The 22,943-nt window shown below is 64.7% G+C and carries 19 protein-coding genes; 10 read left to right on the forward strand and 9 right to left on the reverse strand.

Annotated elements, in window-relative coordinates; genetic code table 11:
* The first annotated feature begins 70 nt into the window (after positions 1-70).
* On the forward strand, positions 71-958 hold the full coding sequence (locus tag FCS99_RS05260; protein ID WP_138511025.1) for an alpha/beta fold hydrolase: 888 nt from the start codon (positions 71-73) through the stop codon (positions 956-958).
* On the opposite strand, the gene FCS99_RS05265 is transcribed toward FCS99_RS05260, so the two are convergent.
* Positions 959-1,891: a sugar kinase gene (locus FCS99_RS05265; RefSeq protein WP_138511026.1), complete on the reverse strand. Its 933-nt coding sequence runs from the start codon at positions 1,889-1,891 to the stop codon at positions 959-961.
* A gap of 114 nt (positions 1,892-2,005) precedes the next feature.
* On the opposite strand from FCS99_RS05265, the gene FCS99_RS05270 reads away from it, so the two are divergent.
* The gene (locus FCS99_RS05270; RefSeq protein ID WP_233352666.1) at positions 2,006-3,535 is read left to right on the forward strand and encodes a mannitol dehydrogenase family protein; all 1,530 of its coding nucleotides are present in this window, start codon (positions 2,006-2,008) and stop codon (positions 3,533-3,535) included.
* Here FCS99_RS05270 and FCS99_RS05275 read toward each other — a convergent pair.
* Positions 3,517-4,209, reverse strand: coding sequence for a FadR/GntR family transcriptional regulator (locus FCS99_RS05275; RefSeq protein ID WP_138511027.1), 693 nt, complete (start codon positions 4,207-4,209; stop codon positions 3,517-3,519). The genes FCS99_RS05270 and FCS99_RS05275 overlap by 19 nt on opposite strands.
* A gap of 183 nt (positions 4,210-4,392) precedes the next feature.
* Here FCS99_RS05275 and glk point away from each other — a divergent pair, with 183 nt between their 5' ends.
* The 6 genes from glk (at position 4,393) to FCS99_RS05305 (ending at position 13,346) form a co-directional block, all read left to right on the forward strand.
* Positions 4,393-5,367: a glucokinase gene (gene glk, locus FCS99_RS05280; RefSeq protein WP_138511028.1), complete on the forward strand. Its 975-nt coding sequence runs from the start codon at positions 4,393-4,395 to the stop codon at positions 5,365-5,367.
* A 1-nt stretch (position 5,368) separates the two neighbouring features.
* On the forward strand, positions 5,369-5,995 hold the full coding sequence (gene eda / locus FCS99_RS05285; RefSeq protein ID WP_138511029.1) for a bifunctional 4-hydroxy-2-oxoglutarate aldolase/2-dehydro-3-deoxy-phosphogluconate aldolase: 627 nt from the start codon (positions 5,369-5,371) through the stop codon (positions 5,993-5,995).
* Positions 5,996-6,123: 128 nt separating this feature from the next.
* The gene (locus FCS99_RS05290) at positions 6,124-7,620 is read left to right on the forward strand and encodes an MFS transporter (RefSeq protein ID WP_233352667.1); all 1,497 of its coding nucleotides are present in this window, start codon (positions 6,124-6,126) and stop codon (positions 7,618-7,620) included.
* Positions 7,621-7,735: 115 nt separating this feature from the next.
* Positions 7,736-8,842 carry an efflux RND transporter periplasmic adaptor subunit gene (locus FCS99_RS05295; RefSeq protein WP_171036244.1) on the forward strand — a complete coding sequence of 369 codons (1,107 nt, stop codon included), beginning with the start codon at positions 7,736-7,738 and terminating at the stop codon, positions 8,840-8,842.
* Positions 8,839-11,952, forward strand: a complete 3,114-nt coding sequence (locus FCS99_RS05300; protein ID WP_138511032.1) for an efflux RND transporter permease subunit — start codon at positions 8,839-8,841, stop codon at positions 11,950-11,952. Before FCS99_RS05295 ends, FCS99_RS05300 begins: the two co-directional genes overlap by 4 nt.
* Entirely contained in the window at positions 11,949-13,346 is a 1,398-nt protein-coding gene (locus FCS99_RS05305) for an efflux transporter outer membrane subunit (RefSeq protein ID WP_138511033.1), read from the forward strand. The genes FCS99_RS05300 and FCS99_RS05305 overlap by 4 nt, the downstream gene beginning before the upstream one ends.
* Here FCS99_RS05305 and modC read toward each other — a convergent pair.
* From modC to FCS99_RS05340, 7 genes are all read right to left on the reverse strand, one after another.
* A complete protein-coding gene (modC, locus tag FCS99_RS05310) occupies positions 13,312-14,388 on the reverse strand; it encodes a molybdenum ABC transporter ATP-binding protein (protein ID WP_138511034.1) in 1,077 nt (358 codons plus the stop codon). The two genes, FCS99_RS05305 and modC, sit on opposite strands and share 35 nt — an antisense overlap.
* The gene (gene modB, locus FCS99_RS05315) at positions 14,378-15,052 is read right to left on the reverse strand and encodes a molybdate ABC transporter permease subunit (RefSeq protein ID WP_138511035.1); all 675 of its coding nucleotides are present in this window, start codon (positions 15,050-15,052) and stop codon (positions 14,378-14,380) included. Before modB ends, modC begins: the two co-directional genes overlap by 11 nt.
* Positions 15,049-15,795, reverse strand: coding sequence for a molybdate ABC transporter substrate-binding protein (gene modA, locus FCS99_RS05320; RefSeq protein WP_138511036.1), 747 nt, complete (start codon positions 15,793-15,795; stop codon positions 15,049-15,051). Before modA ends, modB begins: the two co-directional genes overlap by 4 nt.
* 65 nt (positions 15,796-15,860) lie before the next feature.
* The gene (locus FCS99_RS05325; RefSeq protein ID WP_138511037.1) at positions 15,861-17,990 is read right to left on the reverse strand and encodes a putative bifunctional diguanylate cyclase/phosphodiesterase; all 2,130 of its coding nucleotides are present in this window, start codon (positions 17,988-17,990) and stop codon (positions 15,861-15,863) included.
* Between the two features lie 149 nt (positions 17,991-18,139).
* Positions 18,140-19,372, reverse strand: coding sequence for an SAM-dependent methyltransferase (locus tag FCS99_RS05330; protein ID WP_138511038.1), 1,233 nt, complete (start codon positions 19,370-19,372; stop codon positions 18,140-18,142).
* The gene (locus FCS99_RS05335; RefSeq protein WP_138511039.1) at positions 19,372-20,142 is read right to left on the reverse strand and encodes a DUF1365 domain-containing protein; all 771 of its coding nucleotides are present in this window, start codon (positions 20,140-20,142) and stop codon (positions 19,372-19,374) included. Before FCS99_RS05335 ends, FCS99_RS05330 begins: the two co-directional genes overlap by 1 nt.
* Positions 20,139-21,494, reverse strand: a complete 1,356-nt coding sequence (locus FCS99_RS05340) for an NAD(P)/FAD-dependent oxidoreductase (protein WP_138511040.1) — start codon at positions 21,492-21,494, stop codon at positions 20,139-20,141. Before FCS99_RS05340 ends, FCS99_RS05335 begins: the two co-directional genes overlap by 4 nt.
* A 192-nt stretch (positions 21,495-21,686) precedes the next feature.
* Here FCS99_RS05340 and FCS99_RS05345 point away from each other — a divergent pair, with 192 nt between their 5' ends.
* Together FCS99_RS05345 and FCS99_RS05350 are read left to right on the forward strand one after the other, a co-directional pair.
* The gene (locus tag FCS99_RS05345) at positions 21,687-22,271 is read left to right on the forward strand and encodes a sigma-70 family RNA polymerase sigma factor (RefSeq protein ID WP_171036245.1); all 585 of its coding nucleotides are present in this window, start codon (positions 21,687-21,689) and stop codon (positions 22,269-22,271) included.
* Positions 22,268-22,933, forward strand: a complete 666-nt coding sequence (locus FCS99_RS05350) for a ChrR family anti-sigma-E factor (protein WP_138511041.1) — start codon at positions 22,268-22,270, stop codon at positions 22,931-22,933. Before FCS99_RS05345 ends, FCS99_RS05350 begins: the two co-directional genes overlap by 4 nt.
* The last annotated feature ends 10 nt before the right edge of the window (positions 22,934-22,943 follow it).

Raw genomic sequence — 22,943 nt, forward strand, 5'->3', positions numbered from 1 at the left:
CAAGAGGCTTGCCAATCCGGTCGGCGGACGCGCATCATCCGCGCCATAAAACAAGCCGGGGAGACAGGGTATGCCGCAGGCGAGCGCCAACGGGATCACGATCGAGTACGACATTCACGGGCCGGACAATGGGGCTCCGCTGGTTCTGATCACCGGGCTGGGATCGCAAATGACGCGCTGGCCCCTGAGTTTTCTCGATGCACTGGCAGAGCGTGGTTTCCGGATTGTCTATTTCGACAATCGCGACATGGGGCTGTCGACGCATTTCACCTCCGCGGGCATCCCCGACTTCAAGGCGGTCGTGAAAACGGCGGCCGGCGGGCAGACGCCTGACGTGCCTTACCGGTTGGATGACATGGCCGCGGATGTCGTGGGCTTGATGGATGCGCTGGGGCTGGAAAAGGCGCATCTGGCCGGAGCCTCCATGGGCGGCATGATCGGTCAGCTCGTCGCGGCGGATCATGGCCATCGGGCCCTGTCCCTCACCTCGATCATGTCGACGACGGGCAATCCCGACCTGCCGCGCTCCACCCCGGAAGCCCAGGCCATGCTGGCCACGCCGACCCCGGATCCGGTGTCGGACCGCGAGGCCTTCCTGGAACGGGCGGTGGAGTCGAGCCGCGTGATCGGATCGCCCGCCTATCCGATTGATGCGGACACCCTGAAGGCCCGCGCCGCGGCTGATGCAGACCGCTGCTACAATCCCGCCGGCTTTGCCCGGCAGTACGCCGCCATACTGGCCGCGCCGGATCGCCGGAAGAAGCTGGCCGGCATCGCCTGTCCGGTGATGGTTGTGCACGGTGCGGATGATCCGCTGGTCACAGTGGAGGGCGGAAAAGACACGGCTGCCTCGATCCCGGGATCCACGCTGGAAATCATCGAGGGCATGGGGCACGACCTGCCGCCGCAAGTGCATGACCGGGTCGCGTCAGCCATTGCGCAGGTTGCAGGGCTCTAGCTAAACCTCCGGCATGGCCTCGGCCGGCATGATCGCGCCGTGATGGCCGACCACGAGACGCGCCAGTTCGCCGCCCCGCCGCGCGGCTTCATCCAGGCTTGCCCCTTCGATCAGGCCCGCCAGGGCGCCGGCATTGAAACTGTCGCCCGCCCCGGTCGTGTCGACGACCCGCTCGGCGGGTGTGACCGGAAAGGCCTGGCAGGTCTCGCCGTTTGAAATCCAGCCGCCTTTCGCGCCCTGCTTGGCGATGACATGCGGCGTTCCGGCTTCGTGCCAGCGTGAGATATGCGCCTCAGGCTCCGCCGCGCCGAACAGAAGATCTTCATCGTCCAGCGAGGGCAGGACGAGATCGATCTGGCGCGCGAGCGCGGTGAAGAGCTGGCGGGCCTCGTCGCGATCCGGCCAGCCGCGCGGGCGGAAATTGGGATCGAACACGATCTGGCCGCCCCGGGCCCGGACGGTGCCGATGAGATCGATCAGACGGCCTCGCCCTGCGGCATCCAGGATCGACAGGGTGATCCCCGAGAAATAGAGCCAGTCTGCGGACGCGGCGGCCTCGATCGCGGCGTCGCTTTCCGGCAGGGCGAACATGTCGCGCGCTGCGGATTCGCCGCGCCAATACTGGAAGCTGCGCTCGCCGCTGGCATCGGTCTCGATGGCGTAGAGGCCGGGGATGCGCACCGGGTGGCGCAGGACGAGGTCTGTTTTCATCCCTTCCGCCTGCCAGGCTTCGATCATCGCCTCGGAATAGGGATCCTGACCCAGAGCGGTGAAATAGGCCGGTGCGTGACCCAGACGGCTCAGATAGACCGCCGTATTCAGCGTGTCGCCGCCCTGGCGGAGCGTGAAGCTGGAGCCGAGCGCCGACACTCCGGACTGGCCGGAGAGTTCCAGCATGGCTTCGCCGAGGATGACGATACGGGGTCCGGACATGGGGCGTGGCTCCAGTTTTCAGATCGGCGCGGACTTTAGGCGGGTTTCGCGTCCGGCGTGAAGCGGGCTGACAGTGATTGCAGGTGAAGACTTCACTCGCCTGCCGTCCATGTCATGCTGCGCCGCATCTGCTTCGTGTTTGTGATGGCCCCGATGAGCTTGCCCCGCCTGTCTCCCGATTGTCTTGAAGCGCTCGACGCATCGATCCAGCGTCCGGCCTATGCCCGTGACGCAGCGGCGGGGATTGTCCATCTCGGCGTGGGAGCCTTCCATCGGGCGCACCAAGCGGTCTATTTCGACCAGCTCATGGCGCAGGGCGAGGCCGGCTGGCAGATCCGCGGTGCGTCCCTGCGATCCCCCCGCGTGGCGGAGCAGCTCAATCCGCAGGGCGGGCTCTATACCGTGGTGGAGCGCGACGGGCCGTCGACGCATTTGCGGGTGATCGGGTCGCTGTGCGATGTGCTGGTCGCGCCGGAAGATCCGCAGGCTCTCATCGAAGCATTGGCCGAGCCCTCGGTCGCCGTGGTCACGCTGACCATCACGGAAAAGGGTTATCATCTCGATCCGGATACGGGCGCCCTGCGTCTGGATGATCCTGCCATTGCGGACGATCTGCAGCATCCGTCCCGTCCGGCGACGGCACCGGGCTTCCTGGTGGCCGGTCTGGCGGCCCGGCGCGCGGCCGGACTGCCACCCTTCACCGTCCTGTCCTGTGACAATCTTCCCGACAATGGACCAAGGACGCGGGCGGCGGTCCTGGGCTTTGCGCGTGAGGTCAATCCGGACCTGGCCGACTGGATCGAGGCCAGTGTGGCTTTCCCGGCCTCCATGGTCGACCGGATCGTACCGGCGACCACGCCGGAGGATGTGGACGCGCTGGCCGAAATGGCGGGCTATCGGGACGCCGCCATGGTCAAGACCGAACCCTTCACGCAATGGGTCGTGGAGGACCATTTCTGCCATCGCCGCCCTTCGCTGGAGACGGTCGGCGTGCAGATGACGGATGATGTCGCCGGCTGGGAACGGGCCAAGCTGCGCCTGCTCAACGGCTCCCATTCGGCACTGGCCTATCTGGGCGCGCTGGGCGGCTATGCCTATGTCCACGAAGCTATTGCCGACCCGGTCTATGCGGGATTTGTCGAACAGCTCTGGGATGAGGTCGAGCCCGTGATCGAGGCACCGGCAGGGTTTGACGCCAAGGCCTACCGGCGAGCTCTGACAGGGCGCTACGCCAATTCCGCGCTCAATCATTCCCTGGTCCAGATCGCCATGGATGGCTCCCAGAAGCTGCCGCAACGCCTGCTCGCCAGCTTGCGGGCCCAGCGGGCTGCCCGCCGGCCGATGGACGCGACCCTGCTGGCCGTGGCCGCCTGGATACGCTGGCAGTTTGGAGAGAGCGAACAGGGCGAGGCTTTCACGGTGGATGACCCGTTGGCCGAAATGACCGCGTCGGCGCTGCGCGATGCCGGGCCGAAACCGGGGGATCGGGTCAATGCACTTTTGTCGATCGAGGCCATATTCGGCCGGGACCTGAAAGCCGACCCGGCCATCGTGGAGGGCCTGACCCTGAACCTGACTGATTTGATGCAGAACGGCGCACGCAATTGCCTGGCGCGGCGTTTCGGTCAGCGCGAAGACGGATGAAGTGTCTCACGGATGAGCTGACCCATCGCTTCGCGGGCAGCGTCCGGGCCTCCGGCGGCGATGGCGTCGAAGACCGGCCAGTAGTCCGGTAGCGGTCGTGACCGGTCGGACAGGCCGCACAAGGCTGTCAGACTCTCCAGGGCCGGATTGCGCGTCGCGGCCAGCAGCGTGCTCCGGAAGCGCCCGATCGCGGTCAGCCGCAAGGCGTCATCATCACCGGCCCGCTCCGAGGCCATCAGGGCTTCCCGAAGCGCTGTCAGATCGGCCGGAGTGCGGTGTTCGGCGGCCAGGGCGGCGGCGGCCGGTTCGATGATCAGCCGCAAAGACTGCAGGGCCTGCAACAGGTCCGATGAGGCGTCTCCCGCCTCCAGGCACCAGTCCAGCACATCCGGATCTGTCAGGGTCCAGTGGCGCGGTTCCAGCACCCGGGTGCCAGCACGGGGGCGGGCATCGACCAGCCCCTTGGCGGACAGTGTGTGAATGGCTTCGCGCAGGGCGCTGCGCGACACATCGAGCCGGCGCGACAGATCGATTTCATTGGGCAGGAGGTCGCCGGGTCGATACCGGCCGGAGACAATCGCGAGACCCAGATCGCGCGCCAGACCGGTCTGGCGCCGCCTTGTTCCATGCGGCTGCGACGTGTCGGACGGCGATGCTGGAGGCGTGGGCGCCATGAAATCTTCCCGGACAGCCAGCCTCATCCGGCTGATCGGCCGGGTTTACTGGCCGGGCACAGGCCTGTCCACTTGAGGTGAGGCCGTGACTGGCGTACGGGGTGGATTTCCGATCCATGTTAGGGGTAACATGAAACAACCGTGAGGGCTGCCAAACAGGTGGCCGCCGGGGAATGGGGAGCCATGACAGACGCGCCGCGCTATCTGGTCGCCGACATTGGCGGCACGAATGCCCGTTTCGCGATGGCGTGCGGATCGGTGACGGAGGGATTCCGTCTGGAACATGTCCGCCGCTTCCGGAATGAGGACTTCGACCAGCTGCGCGATGCCGCCCTGGCCTATCTGGAAACCTGCCCGTCCAACCCGCCGCAACGGGCCTGTTTCGCGATTGCCTCGCCGATCACGCCTGGGCGGATCCAGCTGACCAATTCGGCCTGGAGTTTCAGTCCGGAAACCCTGTCCGGCGTTCTCGGTCTGGACGATCTGCTCGCCGTGAATGATTTCGCGGCCCAGGCCCGGGGGGCGCCTTTGACCCCGGCCGAAGACCTGGTCCTGATCAATGATGGCGATGCGCGGCCGGGAACCCCCCAGGCAGTGCTCGGGCCCGGAACCGGGCTGGGGCTCGGACTGCTGGTGCCCGATGGCGAACGCTTGCGGGTCGTGGCGACTGAGGGTGGTCATGCCGGCTTTGCGCCGCGCACGGCGCTGGAGATCGAGATCCTGCGAGAGCTCCAGCGCGAATACGGTTTCGTGTCCTGGGAGCGTCTGCTGTCCGGGCGGGGGCTGCTGAACCTGCACCGGGCCGTGTGCCGGATCGAGGGTGTGGAGTGGACCGGCGAACGTCCCGAACACATCACCCAGACCGCCCTCGAAAACCCCGACTCCCTTTCGGCCCGCGTGGTGGAACTCTTCTGCACGCTGCTGGGCGGTTATGCCGGGGATGTCGCCGTGCTGACCGGTTCGCGCGGCGGAATCTATCTGGGCGGCGGTATTCTGCCGAAAATCCGCCCCATGCTGGAGCAAAGCGGTTTCCTGGAGCGGTTTGCCGACCGGGAACCCATGTCGGACTATGTCCGGAAGATTCCGGTCCATCTCATCTGCAGCGATGGCGCTGCCCTGCGCGGGGCTGCCGCGCTGGCTGAACAAGGATATCTGTAAGATGGCTGTTAGCATGACGGAACTGGTCGAGGCGGCCAGCGTGATCCCGGTTCTCACTGTGGGCGAAGTCTCCCAGGCGGCGCCGCTGGCCAAGGCGCTGAAGGCGGGCGGTCTGCGTGTGGTCGAAATGACCTGGCGCACCGAGGCGGCGCTGGAGGTCATGCAGGCCATGAAATCGGCCGAGCCCGACCTGATTGTGGGCATGGGCACAATCCGCACGCCGGACCAGGCCCGGGCCAGCATGGATGCCGGGGCGGACTTCCTTGTCTCGCCCGGCCTCACGCCGAGCCTGTCCAGCTTTCTGCCGAGCTGTGGCGTCCCGGTCCTGCCGGGCGTCGCGACCGCCGGCGAAGCCATGTCCGCGGTGGAGGCCGGCTTCGAAGTGCTGAAATTCTTCCCGGCCGAACAGGCGGGCGGGCGCTCCTATCTGAAGTCCCTCTACGGCCCGCTACCGGATATCCGGTTCTGCCCGACCGGCTCGATCTCGGCAGAAATGGCGACGGACTATCTGGCCCTGCCCAATGTGGTCTGTGTCGGCGGGTCCTGGATCGCGACCAAGGCCATGGTCGAGGAGGGTGACTGGGCGACGATTGAGGCAAATGCCCGGCTTGCCGCGGCCATGGGCTGACCGGCTCAATTCGAACCGGAGCTTCGGTCACTCTTCCACCGGTTTAATTTGACAGTCTTGAGTCGGCATACCCAGTATTGGAAACGCGCCCACAAAAATAATTGGCGCAACCATACTGGGAGGACAGCTTGCAGACAGATGCGAACGTGGCGCCAACGGCGCCGCGCCTGAAACAGTCGACCATTTTCCTGCATGGATCCCTGGCCTTGCCGCTGGCCGTGTACGGCTATCCTCTCGCGATCTGGCTGCCCGCCCACTACGCCGGTCATCTGGGGCTCTCCCTGTCGGTGATCGGCCTGATCATCATGCTGGCCCGCTTCACCGACGTGTTTACCGACCCGCTGATGGGGGAAATCTCTGACCGGGGCCGGACCCGGTTCGGCCGTCGCAAACCCTATATCGTTCTCGGGGCGCCTTGTTTGATGGCGTCCACCTGGTTCCTGTTCGTGCCGCCGGAAGGCGCCGGTCTGGTCTATTTCCTGATCTGGCTGACCCTCTTCTTTGCCAGCGCCACCATGATCCAGATCCCGTTCCGGGCCTGGGGCGCGGAATTGTCGTCCGACTATCACGCCCGCAGTCAGGTGACGGCCGCGCGCGAGCTCTACTATCTCGCCGGCCTCCTGTTGGCTGCGGCCGTCCCCATGGCGATCGAAATTCTCGCCGATGGCGGGGCGGTCAGCCAGATATTCGCGTCCATGTGGCGCGATATAACGGGTGCCTTTACCGGCGGCATCATGGACCGGACACCGTCCAACCGGGCGGCGCTGACGGGGCCGGTCATGATGGGGCTGGCCGTAACGATCGCTGTCCTCGTGCCCTTGCTGACCATCCTGATCGTGACCTGCGTCTCGGAACCGCCGCCCGCCCGGCGTGAACGGGTGCCGATGATCGAGGGTTTCCGGCACCTCTGGCGCAATGGCCCGATGCGGCGTGTCCTGATCATCGCCTTTCTGGTGATCGGCGGGGAGAGTTTGCGCAACGCCGTGTCTCTCTTCTTCATCCGCGACATTATCGGCATACCGACCATTGGCGCGGCCTATTTCCTGTATTTCATCTCCGGCATTGCCGCGATCCCCTTCTGGCTCTGGCTGGGTCGAAAGGTCGGCAAGCATCGCGCCTTCATGGTGACGCTGGGGTTTGTCAGCCTGGTCAGCGCCTGCAATTTGCTTCTGGGCCGGGGGGATTATCTGGCCTTTTTCTGCCTTTTCCTGCTCAAGGGCTTTGCCTTCGGCGGTCTGCAATTCCTGCCCCTGGCCATGTTGGCTGATGTGGTGGACATCGACAGTGCGCGGTCCGGCGGGCGCCGGGCCGGGACGTATTTTGCGGTTCTGGGTCTGGCCGAAAAGCTCGCCGTCGCGATCTTCACGGGCGTGGCCCTGAATATTGTCGGCCTGCTCGGTTATCACGCATCGGCTGGTGTCGACGGGTCCACCGAGATCGGGGTTCTGTCCCTTCGCCTGGTCTATTGTCTGGGTCCGATTGTCTTCTACGGCCTCGCGGCCCCCCTGATCTGGTCCTACCCGCTGACACCCCTGCGTCATGCCCGGCTGCATGAGCGTCTGGAGCGGAAAAATGCCCGCCTGGCCCGGGCCGGACAGGACGAAGCCGGGCATCCGGTAACCTGACAAAAGTGATTGAGAATTTATCGCAGTCTGGAAAGACGGATTTTCTGTCCTAAGTCGTGCAAGCAAGATACGGAAACGCTAGAAACGCCGTGTTTCCGTGCGCTGGGAGGCTTGTGTGACGCTGCGATTGTCCAAATGGGGTGCCGTGCTCACCTGTGCCTGTGCTCTGGTCCTGTCTGCTTGCGGGTCGGATGAGGCCGCATCGGGGGCGGGTGCCCGTGGCGGAGAAGACCGGATCCGCGTCGTCACCCAGTCCGTCCGGTTCGAGCGCGAGCGCACGGATGTGGAATCCGTCGGCACGGCCCGGGCCCGCGCGACAGCCCAGGTTTTCCCGGAATCGGGCGGTGTCGTTACGGCCGTTCCGTTCAGCGCCGGACAGGCAGTTGAGGAAGGCGACCTTCTTTTGCAGTTGGAAGACCGCGAAGAGCGTCTGGCCGTCAATCTGGCGCGGGTCGCCGTGCAGGAAGCCGAGCAATTGCTGGCCCGCTATCGCCGCATCGAGGATACGGGGGCCATTTCCGCCAGCCAGATCGATGAGGCCCGGACCGCCCTGGACTCTGCGCGCATTCAGCTGGAACAGGCCGAGATCGCCCTGGAAGAACGTGCCGTGCGGGCGCCTTTCGCCGGCAATGTCGGTCTGACGGATGTCGATCCGGGCTCCCGCGTCACCGCCTCCACCGTCATTACCCAGATCGATGATCGCAGCGTGCTGTACGTCGATTTCGAGGCCGCCGAACAGGTGTTCGGTTTCCTGCGCGAGGGCGACACGATTTTCGCAGCTCCCTTTGCCAATCCCGATGCCGCCGTCGAGGCAGAAGTCGTCGCCGTCGACAGTCACATCAATCCGACGCGCCGGACCTTTACCGTGCGGGCCCAGCTGGACAATGCGGCCGACATGTTGCGTCCGGGCATGAGCTTCCGGGTGAATTTCACCCTGCAGGGCCAGTCCTATCCGCGCATCCCGGAATCCGCGATCATTTGGGGGTCGTCTGGCTCCTATATCTGGTCGGCCGTCGATGATCGGGCTGTCCGCGTCCCGGTCAACATCATTTCCCGCGTCGACGGGCATGTCCTGGTCCGTGCCGAGATCGATGCGGATGATCGCATCATCACCGAAGGCGTGCAGAAGGTGCGCGAAGGCAGCCTGCTTCAGGACCTGTCATCGGACCGGACCTCGGTCGGTGCCGGCGGCGGACCGATCTCGGCGGATGAAACGCGATGAGCCTGGAGCGCAATGACCTTCCGGCTCTGGCGGTAAAACGGCCGGTCCTGGTGGCCGTGCTCAACCTGCTTATCATTATCGGTGGACTGGCGGCCCTGTTCGGGGTCGAAGTGCGCGAACTGCCCGATGTCGACCGACCGGTCGTCTCCGTGACCGCGCAATTCCCGGGCGCGGCGCCGGAAACCGTCGATGCGGAGGTCACCGCCATCCTAGAAGGCGCTGTCGCCCGCGTCTCAGGCGTTCGGGAAATCGATGCGCAAAGCGAGGAAAACGGTTCGCGCGTCCGGATCGAGTTCAATCCGGGCACCGATCTGGATTCCGCCGCAGCCGATGTCCGCGAGGCCGTCAGCCGGGTCACCCGGGAACTGCCCGACCGGGTCGAGCAGGTCCGTGTGGTCAAGGCGGATGACAATGCCGATCCGATCGTCCGCCTGGCCGTTCTGTCCGAAACGCTCGACGAGGAAAGCCTCACGGCGCGGGTTGAAAATGACATCATTCCCGAATTCCTCTCCATTGACGGAGTGGCCAGTGTCGATGTGTCCGGCGAGCGTCAGCGCCTCTTGCGCGTGGTCATCGACCCGCTCCGCCTGAGCCGGTTCGGTCTCACGGTCGGCGATGTCGCCGATGCCCTCACGCAGGCGCCCTTTGATGTCCCGGTCGGCAGTTTCCGCTCCGACGAGCAGCAATTGATCGTGCGTGCTGAAGCGACGGCGGCGACACCGGACGGCGTGAAAGACGTGATCATCTCGGGCACGACCCGGGTCGGTGATGTGGCCGAGGCCTATTTCGCGCCCGCGGATGCCACGAGTTTCGTCCGGCTGGACGGCCAGCCCATCATCGGGCTGGGCATTGTCCGCCAGGCCCAGTCCAACACGATGTCGATCTCTGACGGTGTCGGCGCAGTGGTGGAGCGACTGAACAACCGGTTCGATGATCTGGAAATCCGGATCACCTCGGACGACGCCGTCTTCATCCAGGGATCGGTGCGGGAGGTCCTGACCAGCCTGATGATCACCGTGATCATCGTGGTCGCGACGATCTGGCTGTTCTTCGCCCGTTTCCGCGCTTCGCTGATCCCGTCCACGGCCATTCCGGCCGCCCTGATCGGCGCTCTGGCCGGCATCTGGATTCTGGGATTTTCCATCAATCTCCTGACCCTCCTGGCGCTGGTCCTGGCCACCGGCCTCATCGTTGATGACGCGATTGTGGTGATCGAGAACATCCAGCGCCTGCAGAAGAAGGGTTTGGGTCGTCGGGCCGCCGCCGTTCTGGGAACGCGGCAGGTTTTCTTCGCCGTTGTGGCGACCACGGCGGTTCTGGTCTCGGTCTTCGTGCCGATCTCCTTCCTGCCCTCCACGGCGGGCCGTCTGTTCCGGGAATTCGGCTTTGTGCTGGCTCTGGCGGTCGTGATCTCGTCCTTCGTGGCGCTGTCCATCGTGCCGGCCCTGGCCGCGCGGCTCTGGCTGCATAATGACGGCGCCGCGCCGGGACCGCTGGAGCGGTTCGGCAAGGTCGTTTCGTCACTTTATGCCGGGGCCTTGCGCTGGGCGTTGAACCATCCCTGGATATCGGCTGGCCTGATGGCCCTGTCGGCTTTGGGCGCGGTGGCGGCTTTCACCGCGCTGGAACAGGAATTGGTGCCGCAGGAAGACCGCGGCCGGGTTCTCATTTTCGCCACGGGACCGGACGGGGTCGGCATCGACTTCATGGAGCGTCAGGCGGACTATATCGAAGCCGTGCTACAGCCCTATCGGGATAGTGGCGAGATCACCTCGCTGGAAACGATTGTCGGGCGCTGGGATCCGAACCGCATCTTCGTGACCGCGACCCTGGCGGACTGGTCCGAACGCGAGCGCAGCCAGCAGGACATCATCAATGAATTGCGGGGCCCCCTGTCGGACATTCCCGGGGTGCGCGCCTCGGTGTTCGGGCGCGGCAGCCTCAATATGCGCGGTCGCAGCCGCGGGGGCATCCAGGTCGCTCTGACCGGTCGGGACTATTCGGAAATCTATGAGGCGGCGCTTCTGATGGAGCGGGAAATCGACATGAATTCCCGTGTGTTTGCGAATCCGGAAATCTCCTACCAGCCGACCCAGCCGCAATTGTCGATCCGCATTGACCGGCGCCGTGCCGCCGACTTGGGCGTACCGCTCAGCGAGCTGTCGATGACGTTGCGGGTGATGGTCGGCGGGGATGAACTGGTTGATTTGAATGTCGGGGACCGCTCGATCCCGATCTTTCTTGAGTCGATGAATGATGCGATCGCCGATCCGGCCGATCTGCAAAACCTCTATGTCCGGTCGAATGATGGCGAACTCATTCCGATGTCCGCCCTGACCACGATTGTCGAGGAAGGTGTCGCTGCGGAGCTGAACCGGACCGAACAGCGTCGGGCCATCGAGTTGGAGGCCGATATCGCGCCGGATGTGGCCCTGGCCGATGCCGTGCTCGAGATGGAAAGACTGGCGGATGAAATCCTGCCCGAGGGGATCGAGATCATCATGCAGGGCGAGGCCCGCACGCTGAACGAAACCTCGCGAGACATGACCATCACCTATCTCTTCGCCCTGGTGATCGTCTTCCTGGTTCTGGCGGCCCAGTTCGAGAGTGTGACCAGTCCGGTCGTGGTCATGCTGACCGTTCCCTTCGGCCTGGCCGCGGCGGTCTATGCGCTCTTCCTGACGGGTGTGTCGCTGAACATCTTCTCCCAGATCGGCCTTGTCATGCTGATCGGCCTGATGGCCAAGAACGGGATCCTGGTGGTCGAGTTCGCCGACCAATTGCGGGCTGAGGGCAAGTCGGTACGCCAGGCGATCGAGGAAGCGGCCATCATCCGCCTTCGCCCGATCACGATGACGCTGATCTCGACCATTCTCGGCGCCTTGCCGCTGATCCTGTCTTCCGGTGCCGGGGCAGAGGCGCGCTCTTCGATTGGCTGGACCGTGTTCGGCGGGCTGGCCCTGTCGGGCCTGTTCACACTGTTCCTGACGCCGGTCATCTATTTGGGCATCGCCCGCTTCGGCAAGCCGCGCTCGGTCAATCTGGCCGAGCTGGAAGCGGAGCTGGCGCGGGCCGAGGCCGATCCCGAAACCGGACATCCGGCGGAATGAGTGCGATGATGAAGCGTGTCTGTCTGGCCCTGCCCCTGTTGGCCTTGGGTGCCTGTGTGGTCGGTCCGGATCATGTGGCTCCGGACCCGGTACTTCCGGCCGCCTATTCCGCGCCGGCTTCGCCGCTGCCTGTCTCAGGCGGGCTGTGGTGGCAGGGGTTCGAGGATGCCGCGCTGGACGGGTTGATCGGCGAGGCGCTCTCCGGAAACATCGATCTGGCGGTTGCCCGTGAACGCCTGGTCGAGGCGAATGCACTGGTCGAGGCAGAGGCGGCGGGTCTGCGTCCTTCGGTGGGTGCCGAGCTGGACGCCAGCGGCACCAGCGTGATCTCCGGCAGTGGCAATGCCGGAACCGGGGCCTCGGCCGGTCTGGTCTTCGGCTTCGTGCCGGATCTCTTCGGTGGCCAGCGACGCCGGATCGAGCGGGCCGAGGCGCAGCGTGACGCGGTGGCTTTCGACGAGACCGATATCCGCCGCACCACCGTCGCCACGATTGCCGAACGCTATATCGACTGGCAGCGCAGCCGCGCCCGCCTCGAATTGCTGGATACATCCCTGGCCCTGCAGCAGCAGACACTGGATATCGTCGAGCGCCGGGCCGAAGCCGGTCTGTCGGCGGATCTGGACGTGCAGCGGGCCGCCGCCGATCTGGCAACGACGCGTGCCCAGAAGGGCAATCTGGACATCGCCCTGGCGTCAGCCCGGCACGACCTCGCCATTCTGACTGGACAGGCCCCGACCGGGTTTGCGGCGCTGGACGACGTACCGGTCCTCTTGCCAGATTTCAGGGGCGGACCGGCGAGCGGTGTGCCGGCGGACCTGGTGCGTCAGCGGGCGGATCTTCGGGCCGCCGAGCGTGATCTGGCCGCGGCGTCGGCCGGGATTGGTGTCGCGGAAGCGGACCTCTATCCGGCGCTCTCCATCCCGGGACGGTTGACCGGGGATATCGGTGCGGCGGACCGGATCGTGGACGATGTCGTGGACCAGCTCGGTATCGCCCTGTCGCTGAGCCTCACCGATGGCGGGGAACGCCGCGCCAATGTGCGGGCCGCCGAGGCCCGGGCCCGTCAGGCCGCCCTCGTCTATCAGGGCGTGCTTCTGGATGCGCTGGGCGAGGTCGAGACCGCCCTGGTCACGATCGACGCCATCGAAGCGCAATCCATTGAATTACAGACCGCCGTCACCGCGTCGGAACAGGCCTTTGACCAGCTCAACGCGCTGTACCGCGAAGGCCTGGCGAGCTTCATCGACATCCTGGACGCCCAACGCACCCTGATCTCCAGTCGCCAATCGCAGCTGGAAAGCCGGGCCAATCATGCCAAGGCGATCATCGGTCTGTACCGGGCGCTCGGCGCTCCGGTCACTCCTGCGCCGGATCCAGCGTCGCCGACTTGATCAGCGCGATCACGGACTGCCCCGTCTCCAGTGACAGGCTGTCGGCTGCGGCCCGGGTGATCCGTGCGGTGAGGACTTGCCCATCCAGAGCCAGATCCAGATCGCAATAGGCCGTGCCGGGCTGCGGGCGGATCCCTTTGATCCGGACCGGGATCTGGTTGCGGATCGACAGGCCGGGCACGGGGTCGAGGGCCAGGGCGACATCGCGGGCCCGAACGATCAGGCGAAGGGACGCCCCCGCCGGCACTTCACCCAGTCCAGGCAGAACCAGGCTGGCTTCGCCCAGTCGGACCGTGCTGAGCCCGTTCTCCGTGTCATGGCCGGCCAGGTGTCCTTCCAGCAGCGAAAACGGATGGCTCGCATCCTGTGCCGCGAGCCAGTCATTCAAGGGGTGGCACGCGCCGCATTGACCGTCCCGGACCGGCAGGACGTGATCGGCAAGCTGTGCGATCTCGGCCCTGGAATGACTGACATGCAGGGCGGGAATGCCGTGGTCCAGCAAGAGCTGGCGCAGGTCAGGCAGAAGCCGGTTTCGCCGTGCTGTATCGACGGCCGACAGGGGCTCGTCCAGCAGGAGAAGGCGCGGTCGTGACAACAGAGCCCGCCCCAGAGACACCCGCTGGCGCTCACCGCCGGACAGTCCCGCCACCGCCCGTTTGAGCAGGGGGTGAAGGTCCAGAAGCGCGATGATTTCGGCCCGGTCCGGCCCGGGCGTTCCGGCCGGTGCCCGCGCCGCACCATAGGCCAGATTGCCGGCGACGCTTTGATGCGGGAAAAGCCGGGTGTCCTGGAAGGCGATGCCGATGCGGCGGCGGTGCACCGGCATGCGGCAGGTCCCGTCATGCCAGGTTTCGCCAGCGAAACGAACCTGGCCGGACAGGCCGGAATCCAGCCCTGCGATCGCCCGCAGGAGCGAGGTCTTGCCGGCACCGGATGACCCGCTGACCGAAACAATGCCGCAGGCCGGGAGGCTGGCCCGGCCGCGCAGGATGAAGCCCCCGATCCGGCGCGTGAGGTCGAATTCCAGGCCGCTATCCGTCATGGCGCGGGCTCCGGCGATTCAGCCAGTAAACCAGGCTGAGCACGATGAGGGAGAGAATGACCAGTCCGGCGGCGAGGGCGTGGGCCTGGTCATAGCGCAGCGCCTCGACATGGTCGTAGAGCGCGATGGAGAGGGTTCGGGTCCGGCCGGGAATATTGCCTCCGACCATCAGGACCACGCCGAACTCGCCGATCGTGTGGATGAAGGTGAGAATGCCCGCCGTCAGAAAGCCGCGCGCGGACAGTGGCAGGACCAGGCTGAAGAACCGGTCCAGGGGCGAGGCGCCAAGACTGGCCGCGGCCTCGATCTGGTCCCGGCCGATCCGGTCAAAGGCCGTCTGGAGCGGCTGCACCATGAAGGGCAGGGAATAGAGGATGGAAGCGATCACGAGCCCCGCGAAGGAGAAGGTCAGCGTGTCGCCGGTCACCGTCACCCAGAACCGCCCGATCGGGGCGGTCGGGTTGAGCAGAATGAGAAGATAGAAACCGATCACGGTTGGCGGCAGGATCAGGGGCAGGGCCGTGATGGCCTCGATGAAAGGCCGGACCCGGCTGCGCGTATTGGCCAGCCACCAGGCAAGCGGCGTGCCCAGCACAAACAGGATCAGGGTTGTGACGGCCGCCAGGTTCAGGGTGAGGAGAATGGCCGGAACGGATCCGCTCATTCCGCCGCCCCATAGCCATAAGCGTCGAGGATGTCGGTGGCTGTCGGGCTGATCAGAAAATCCATCCAGGCCCGCGCCGCCTCATTGTCCCGGGCCTGAAGCAGAAGCACAGCATCCTGCCGGATCGGGTCGTGCCAGTCAGCGGGGATCAAGGACGCAGAGGACGGTCCGATCCCGCCGAGTTGGGCGCGGGCAATGAAGGCGAGGTCGGCATTGCCGGTGGTGAACATGGCCAGTGTCTGCGCCACATTCTGGCCGCGCAGGCGCTGGCGTTCGGGCAGACATACATCGAGCCGGTCCAGAACCTGCTCTGCCGCGCGGCCATAAGGGGCCAGGTCGGCATTGGCGAGCGCCAGTCTTTGCACATCGCCGGCGCGCAGTCTGTCCAATGGCGGCAGGTCTGCGGTGTCGGCTCCAACCAGGACCAGCCGGCCCATGGCATAGGGGGTCAGCGTATCTGCATCGGCCAGTCCATCCGCGACAAGCCGGGCCGGTCGCTCGGTATCGGCGGCGAGAAAGACATCATAGGGCGCGCCCTGCCGGATCTGGGCATAGAGGGCGCCCGTGGAACCGGTGGCGATGCGGATTGTGTGACCGGTCTCGGCCTGGAACGCTGCGGCCAGATCCTCGGCCGGACGGGTGAAGTTCGCGGCCACGGCGATGAGGGCCTCCTCTGCGGCTGCAGAGGCCGGAGCCGTCAGGCCAAGGCCGGCGGCGAGAAGGAGGCGGGCAAGCGCGATCATGCGGGCAGATGAGCCCAGTCGTCAGACCGGTGCAAGTCCCGACATCGTGCGGGAAATGTGATGGGTCAGGCGGCCATCCGGTCTTGCAGGGCGCGGGCGGTCATGGGTGGCCCGTAATACCAGCCCTGCAGATAGTCGAAGCCGAGCAGGCAGAGCATGGAGGCCTGGGTCTCCGTTTCCACGCCCTCAGCGACCATGTCGAGATTGAGGGCATCGCCCAGAAGGGCGAGGGCCTGCAGCATCTTGTTCGGGCCGTCGCCCTTGCCGATCGACGCGACGAAGGTCCGGTCCACCTTGATCTTGGAGAAGGGCAGCATGTGCAGATAGCCCATGGAGGCGAAACCGGTCCCGAAATCATCCAGATTGACGCGGAAGCCGGCCTCGTGGAATTCCATCAGGCGCTGCTTGGCCTGTTCGAAATCATCCACCAGAACGGTTTCGGTCAGTTCCAGTTCGATCTGGCTGGAGCTCATGCCGGCGGCGGCAAAGCTCTCCAGATAGCGCGCGCACAATTCCGGATCATGCAATTGCACCGGGGACAGGTTGATCGAGACGGAATAGTCCGCGCTTGGGCCGATATCGGCACACACGGATTCAACCACGAAGTCACCAAGCGACCGGATCAGGTGGGAGCGTTCGGCCACTTTGATGAAGACGTCCGGCGGAACAGCACCGCGGGACGGGTGCTCCCAACGCAGCAGGGCTTCGACCGATGCGATACTGCCATCGTTGGCGCGGACGATCGGCTGGTAGACAACGCGGAATTCCCGGCGTTCCAGCCCGGCTTCGATATCAGCTTCCAGCGCCTGGTGTTCGGCCTGTTCCAGGCCCAGGCTGGCGTCATAGCACAGCGGGTGATCGAGCTGATCGGACTTGGCGCGGTACATGGCCAAGTCGGCATCGCGGATTAGTTCGCTGAAGGGTTTGATGGCGTCGGGCCGTGACCAGGCGATGCCGATCGCCGCGCCGATTTCGAACTGGCGGCCATTGAATTCGAACCGCTCTTCCAGACTGTCCGTCAGGGCGCGCGCAATCGGCAGGGCCTGGCTGGCATGCGCCTGTCCGATGAGGGCACAGGCGAACTCGTCACCGCCAATGCGGGCGATGTGAACACCGTCCGGCAGCGCGGCCTGGAATTTCTCGGCGACCCCACGGATCACGGCATCCCCGGCATCATGTCCGGCCTTGTCATTGACCGATTTGAAGCCGTTCAGATCGATATAGATGATGGCGGCCGCGCCCTCGTCGGCGGCCTGCCGGGCCGCCGGGCTTTCGGTGTAGCGCGTGAAGCCCAAACGGTTGGGCAGGCCGCTCAGACTGTCCGTCGTGGCCGCATGCACCGCCCGCTGCTCATTGCGTTCTGCCCGTCGCGCCAGAGAGCGCGCCTTGTGGACGATGAACTGTGCCGCGATGAAAAAGGCGGCGATGTAAAGGATGAGCGGCAAGAAGGTGAAGCGCAGCGTATCCATGCCGGGTCTAGAAGGCGTCCAGGTCACGGCAGCAACGGAGTGTCCGAAATGGTCGCCCACTTCCATGATCGGTCCGCTGAACTCGTGACTATCGTCGACGAGCGTAATGGCATCGACCAGAAAACGGGACGACATGTCATCCATGAAGGCTTGGTCAAGCCGTGTGCCGATGATCAGGAGTGGGTCATTCATCGGATCTGTCGCGGCTCGGTCATCGTATTCACCGACAACCGTGCCGGAGGCGATATAGGCAAATCCGTTGTGTTCGAGCATGTGGCTGCCGATGAATTCTGAATTCTCATAGGCCGAAGCGAGGTCGGACCGGATGGCGAGCAATTGCTCTTCCGTCAGAAGCTTGGGGATGGGGGTTTCCCCATTATCCCGGTGCCAGGAGATGGAGTAGGCATCGTCCTTTGACACCATGACAACAAAGTCGAAGCCCAGATGGTCAGAGAAGGAAGACGCCATGCTGACCGAAAGCTCGTCCACAGCGCGCTCTTCCAGCAGGTCCCGGGCATAGCCCCACCAGCCATAGTCGGTGACCCAGGTTTCGTTGTGGTGGATGGCGGTCTCGATGCCGGCCGACAGGAGTTGGCGGTCATTCTGCGCGGCATTGCGATTCAGGGCGCCGACAAAGAAATAGATCATCAGGACAGACGCGATCAGGCTGACCAGCGCTGCCACATTGATGAAGCGTCCCAATTGTGTGTCGAGCGTACGACGCATCCTGCCAGTCGTCCCGGTTCAATTCGATCGAACCGGGACGATGGCAGACGTTGGTAAAGAGGCCGTCAGCAAGCCTGTATAAAATTTATGGAAGACGGAATTCTTCTTGTGTATCCAATTAAATCAATGGGATAGAATTTTACTGGGTGTCAGCTTTCCGGCTTTTGATAGGTGAATTGGCCTACATCGATGCGGCCGGTATCAAATCCGGCTTCGCAATAGGCCAGATAGAAGCGCCAGGTCCGGTCGAAACGATTGTCGAAACCGAGGGGCTCGATGGTTGGCCAGGCTCGGGCATAGCGGGCATGCCAGGCCTCCAGCGTTCGGGCATAGCTCTTGCCGAACATGTGCACGCCCGCCGGTGTCAGCCCGGCGCGCCGGGCTTCGGCCTCCAGACGGCTGGGGGGCGGCAGGATTCCGCCCGGGAAAACGTATTTCTGGATGAAGTCGACGGAGCGGTAATACTGGTCGAAAATATCCTCGCGAATGGTGATGACCTGGAGCGAAGCCCGCCCCCCCGGTTTCAGGCAGGCCATGAGCTGGTCGAAATAGATCGACCAGTGCGCCTCACCCACGGCCTCGAACATCTCGATCGAGGCGATCGCATCGAACTCTTCCCGCACATCGCGATAGTCCTGAAGCCGGATATCGGCTTGGTCCGCAAGGCCGGCGCGGCGCAGACGCTCGACCGCGAAATCATGCTGTTCCTGGGACAGGGTCAGGCCTGTCACGCGGCAGCCATATTCCCGGATGGCGATTTCCGCGAATCCGCCCCATCCGCAGCCGATTTCCAGCACATGATCACCCGGTTTGAGGCCGAGATTCTCGCAAATGCGCCGGTATTTGCGGTTCTGTGCGGCGTCCAGCGCATCATCGGCCTGGTCGAAAATGCCCGACGAATACGTCATCGAGCGATCGAGCCACTGGGCATAGAACTCATTGCCCAAGTCGTAGTGGAAGGCGATGTTGCGCCTGCTTCCCTTGCGGGTGTTGGCGTTCATCCAGTGCTGGACGCGGCCCAGGATCCGGCTGGGGCCGCGATTGGAAGTGGCGGCATCGATATCGTCCAGTTCATGGGCCAGTGCGGTCAGCAGGGTGCGAAGATCCTTGGTGTCCCATTCGGCGTGGATAAAGCCCTCCGCAAAGCCGAGCGCGCCGGAACTCGCGATCCGGAGCAGGGCATTCCATTTGTGGATCGTCCAGTCGGCCCGAAGCTCCGCATCGCGCGGACCGCACTCGATCCGGTAGCCTCCCGGCAGGGTGATGCGCAAATGGCTCTGGGTGAGCGAGGCTAGCGCAGAGCGCAGGCGGTCACCCGCGAACCGTTGCAGCCGGCTGGGCGTTGTCTGGATGGAGGTCGTCCCCCCGGACTGGTATGTCATCACAAACTCTCCGGCATCGTATCTGGAATTCCCCGGCGCGGTGCGAATGTGGGCAAGCCCTTCAGTCGAAGGCGCATAGCCTCAAAGAGTATACCACCAATTGTACTGATTGTATTCGCCGGGATGGCTTGCAGGGCCTGACATGTGGCCTGCGTGGTCAAGGGTTTGGCCTCGGCCAGGTGAACGGCGCCCATCACGCACTGACCGTCACGGTAGAGCTGGATGCCCAACCGCAGGCGGGTTTCGTCGCGCTCCAGGCGGAAACGATACTCCCCCTCGACCGGATTGAAGGGCGAGACAAAAAACGCTTTGGGGCAGCGAAAGCGCAAGGGTCCGGTCTCGTCCGGATCAACGGCAAAGGCGTAGGTGTGGCGACCGCTGTGGAAATTGGACACTTCAAACAGGACGGCGGCCAGGCGGTCTTCGCTGTCATGGCAGAAATAGACACAGACCGGATTGAAGACGAGGCCGAGCCAGCGCGGCGCGGCCAGCAGCTGGATCCGGCCCGGATTCAGCGCGATCCCGTCCCGCTCCAGGATGGTTTTCACCCAGGCGCGCAGGTCATTGCTTCGGGCACCATGGTCGCGGACATGATGGCTGAGCAGGTTGAACCGGTCGAAGGCGAACAGGCGACTGTCCTTCGCCAAGCGGGCAGGCCCGTCAATGTCAGCCAGGATGCTCATCACGCGGTAGCGCAGGGCATGGCGGACCGGATGATGCCGCATGTGAGCGACATCACCGACATAAAGGGAGGCGGGAAGTGGCGTCATTCCGCCGCCACGCGCAGCGAATTCACCAGGGGGGCGGCGGCTTCATCGCACCAAGGAATGCGGCCGGTGGCCCCGTCGCGGCCCCAGGGGCGTTCCGGGGCGCCCAGGGCTTCAGCCACGGCCAGGCCGGACTGGATGCCGTCTTCATGGAAGCCGGACCCGAGCCAGGCCCCGGCATACCAGGTGTTGCGATGACCCTGCAGCGCGCCGAATTCCTGCTGCGCCTGCACGGCGGCGGCGTCGAAGACCGGGTGATCATAATGGTCGGTCTTCAGGACCAGCGCCGGATCCGGTTCGACCTCCGGATTGAGGGTCACCAGGACCGGGGTCGTCGTCGGAAGCGGCTGGAGGACATTCATCCAGTAGGTCAGGCTGATCCGGGCCGTCTTGTCGGCTTCGCGCCGGGCTTCCAGATAATTCCAGGCGGCCCAGGCCTTGCGGCGGCGGGGCATGAGACGGGTATCCGTGTGCAGCACGGCCGTGTTCGGCCGATAGCGGATGGCGCCCAGCAGACTGGTCTCAAGCCCGTCCGCATCCTCCAGCAATCCCAGGGCCTGATCGCTGTGGCAGGCGAGCACGACCTGGTCGAACCTGGTCTCATCCTGGTCAGTGAAAACGGTGGCGCCGCTGTCGTCGCGGCGGATCTTGCGGATTGGCGTGCCGGTCCGGATCTCGCCGCGGATCTGGTCGGCGAGGGCCTTCACATAGGTCTGGCTGCCACCCTGCACGGTGCGCCAGAGCGGGCGGTTGGTCAGCTGGAGCAGGCCGTGATTGACGAAGAAGCGGAAGAAGGCGCGGGCCGGATAGGCACGCATCTGTTCCACGGGGGATGACCAGATCGCGGCGCACATCGGCAGGATATGGTCTTCCCGGAAGCTCGCCGAATAGCCTTCGGCGCGCAGGAATTCGTCGAGCGAGCGGACCTCGGTCTCCGGGTCGAGGCGCCGGGCCTGCTCATGCAGGCGCAGAAGGTCGCTGAGCATGCGCCACATGCGGGGGCGGACGAAATTGCGCTTCTGGGCGAACAGGCCGTTTGGATTGGAGGAGTATTCGAAGGCGCCGCCATCCAGGGAGGCCGAGAAGGACATGTCCGACGGCGCACTGGCGACACCGAGATGCGCCAGCATGGGCGTGAAATTGGGATAGTTGGGCGGGTTGAAGACGATGAAGCCGGTGTCAACATCGACGTCTGTTCCACCGATCCGGGTCGAGACCGTATTGGCGTGCCCGCCCAATCGCGGTGCGGCTTCATAGAGCGTCACATCATGCGTCTGGGACAGGCGCCAGGCTGCTGACAGGCCAGCGATGCCGGAGCCGATGACGGCGATCTTCTGGACGGCGAGAGGTGACATGGCGGCTCCGATCCGGATGGTGGGCTTGTGGACGGGATACGCCCCTGGGCCGGGGCCGGATCACCCAAGACTTATTTCACCTGTGTACTGATCCGGACCGGTACTGGCGTCGTAGGAGCAAACATGTACGCTGCCGCTTCCATCCTGCCCGTTAGGGCCCGCGAGGATTTGCTCGAGAACAGAAGGGCTCGAATGACGCATGACAGCGAGCGCGCACGGCCGAACACACAGGCCCGGCTCTTCGCCACGCTGATGGGGCGGGTCGGGGCTGACCGCGACCGTGAGGCTTTTGCAGCCCTGTTCGAGCATTTTGCGCCGCGCATCCGGTCCTTCCTGATCAACAGGCGGGTTCCGCCGGCGCTTGCGGATGATCTCACCCAGGATGTGATGCTGGCAGTCTGGCGCCGGGCGGCGAGTTTCGACCCGGCCAAGGCGGCCGTTTCGACCTGGGTCTACACGATCGCCCGCAACCTCCATATCGACCATTTCCGCAAACAGGTGCGGGCCGGCAAGATGGATGAGCAGGATCCCTACCTGCAGCCGGAACCGGCCCCGGAAGCCGAGGAATTGGTCAGCCGTTCGGAAGACGTCGACACCGTCGCCCGGGCGCTGGCCGGCTTGCCGGCCGATCAGAAATCCGTGCTGGAATTGGCCTTCGTGGAAGGCCTGTCCCACAGCGAAATATCAACCCGTTTGGATCTGCCACTGGGCACGGTGAAATCCCGTGTCCGGCTGGCCATGACCAAGCTGAGACTATCCCTTGGAGATGACGCATGACCCGGCGTGGAAACGTGCTGGACGATAGTTGGTATCTGGACTACGCGGCCGGCAATCTGGAAAGCAAGGCGCATGATGTGATCATGGCGTCGCATGTGGAATTGTCTGACGAGGCACGTCAGCGCGTCGACACGCTTGAACGCGTCGGGGCTGCCCTGATGGGCCAGAAGACCGCGTCCGGCGAGACCTTGGGCTTCGACGTGGACGACATTCTGCGTCGGGACTGGGAAGAGGTCGTGGACGCTGTGCCGGTGCCGGCCAATGACACCGACCCGGACCTGCCGCTGCCGGCGCCGCTCACCGACTGGATGGGCGAGACCGGAACGAAGGTGAAGTGGAGCTTCCTCGGCCCGGGCCTGTCCAAGGCCGTCCTGTGGCGCGGTCCGCGCGGCCAGCGCCTCTGGCTGCTGCGGGCCCAGCCCGGCGTGTCGATCCCGCATCACGGCCATAACGGCTCCGAACTGACGCTCGTACTCAAAGGGTCCTTCTGGGACGGTGAGACGCAATACAAGCCCGGCGATCTGGAAGAGGCCCACGCCGGTGTGGCGCATGACATCCGGATCGATGAGGCCGGGGAGTGTGTCTGCCTGGCCCTGACCGAAGGCAAGTTGCGCTTCGATAATCCGCTCTTGAGGGTCTTCCAGCTGTTCACAGGCCTGTAGAATCCCGACC

This window comes from Maricaulis alexandrii (assembly GCF_005871165.1).
Taxonomy (GTDB): Bacteria; Pseudomonadota; Alphaproteobacteria; order Caulobacterales; family Maricaulaceae; genus Maricaulis; species Maricaulis alexandrii.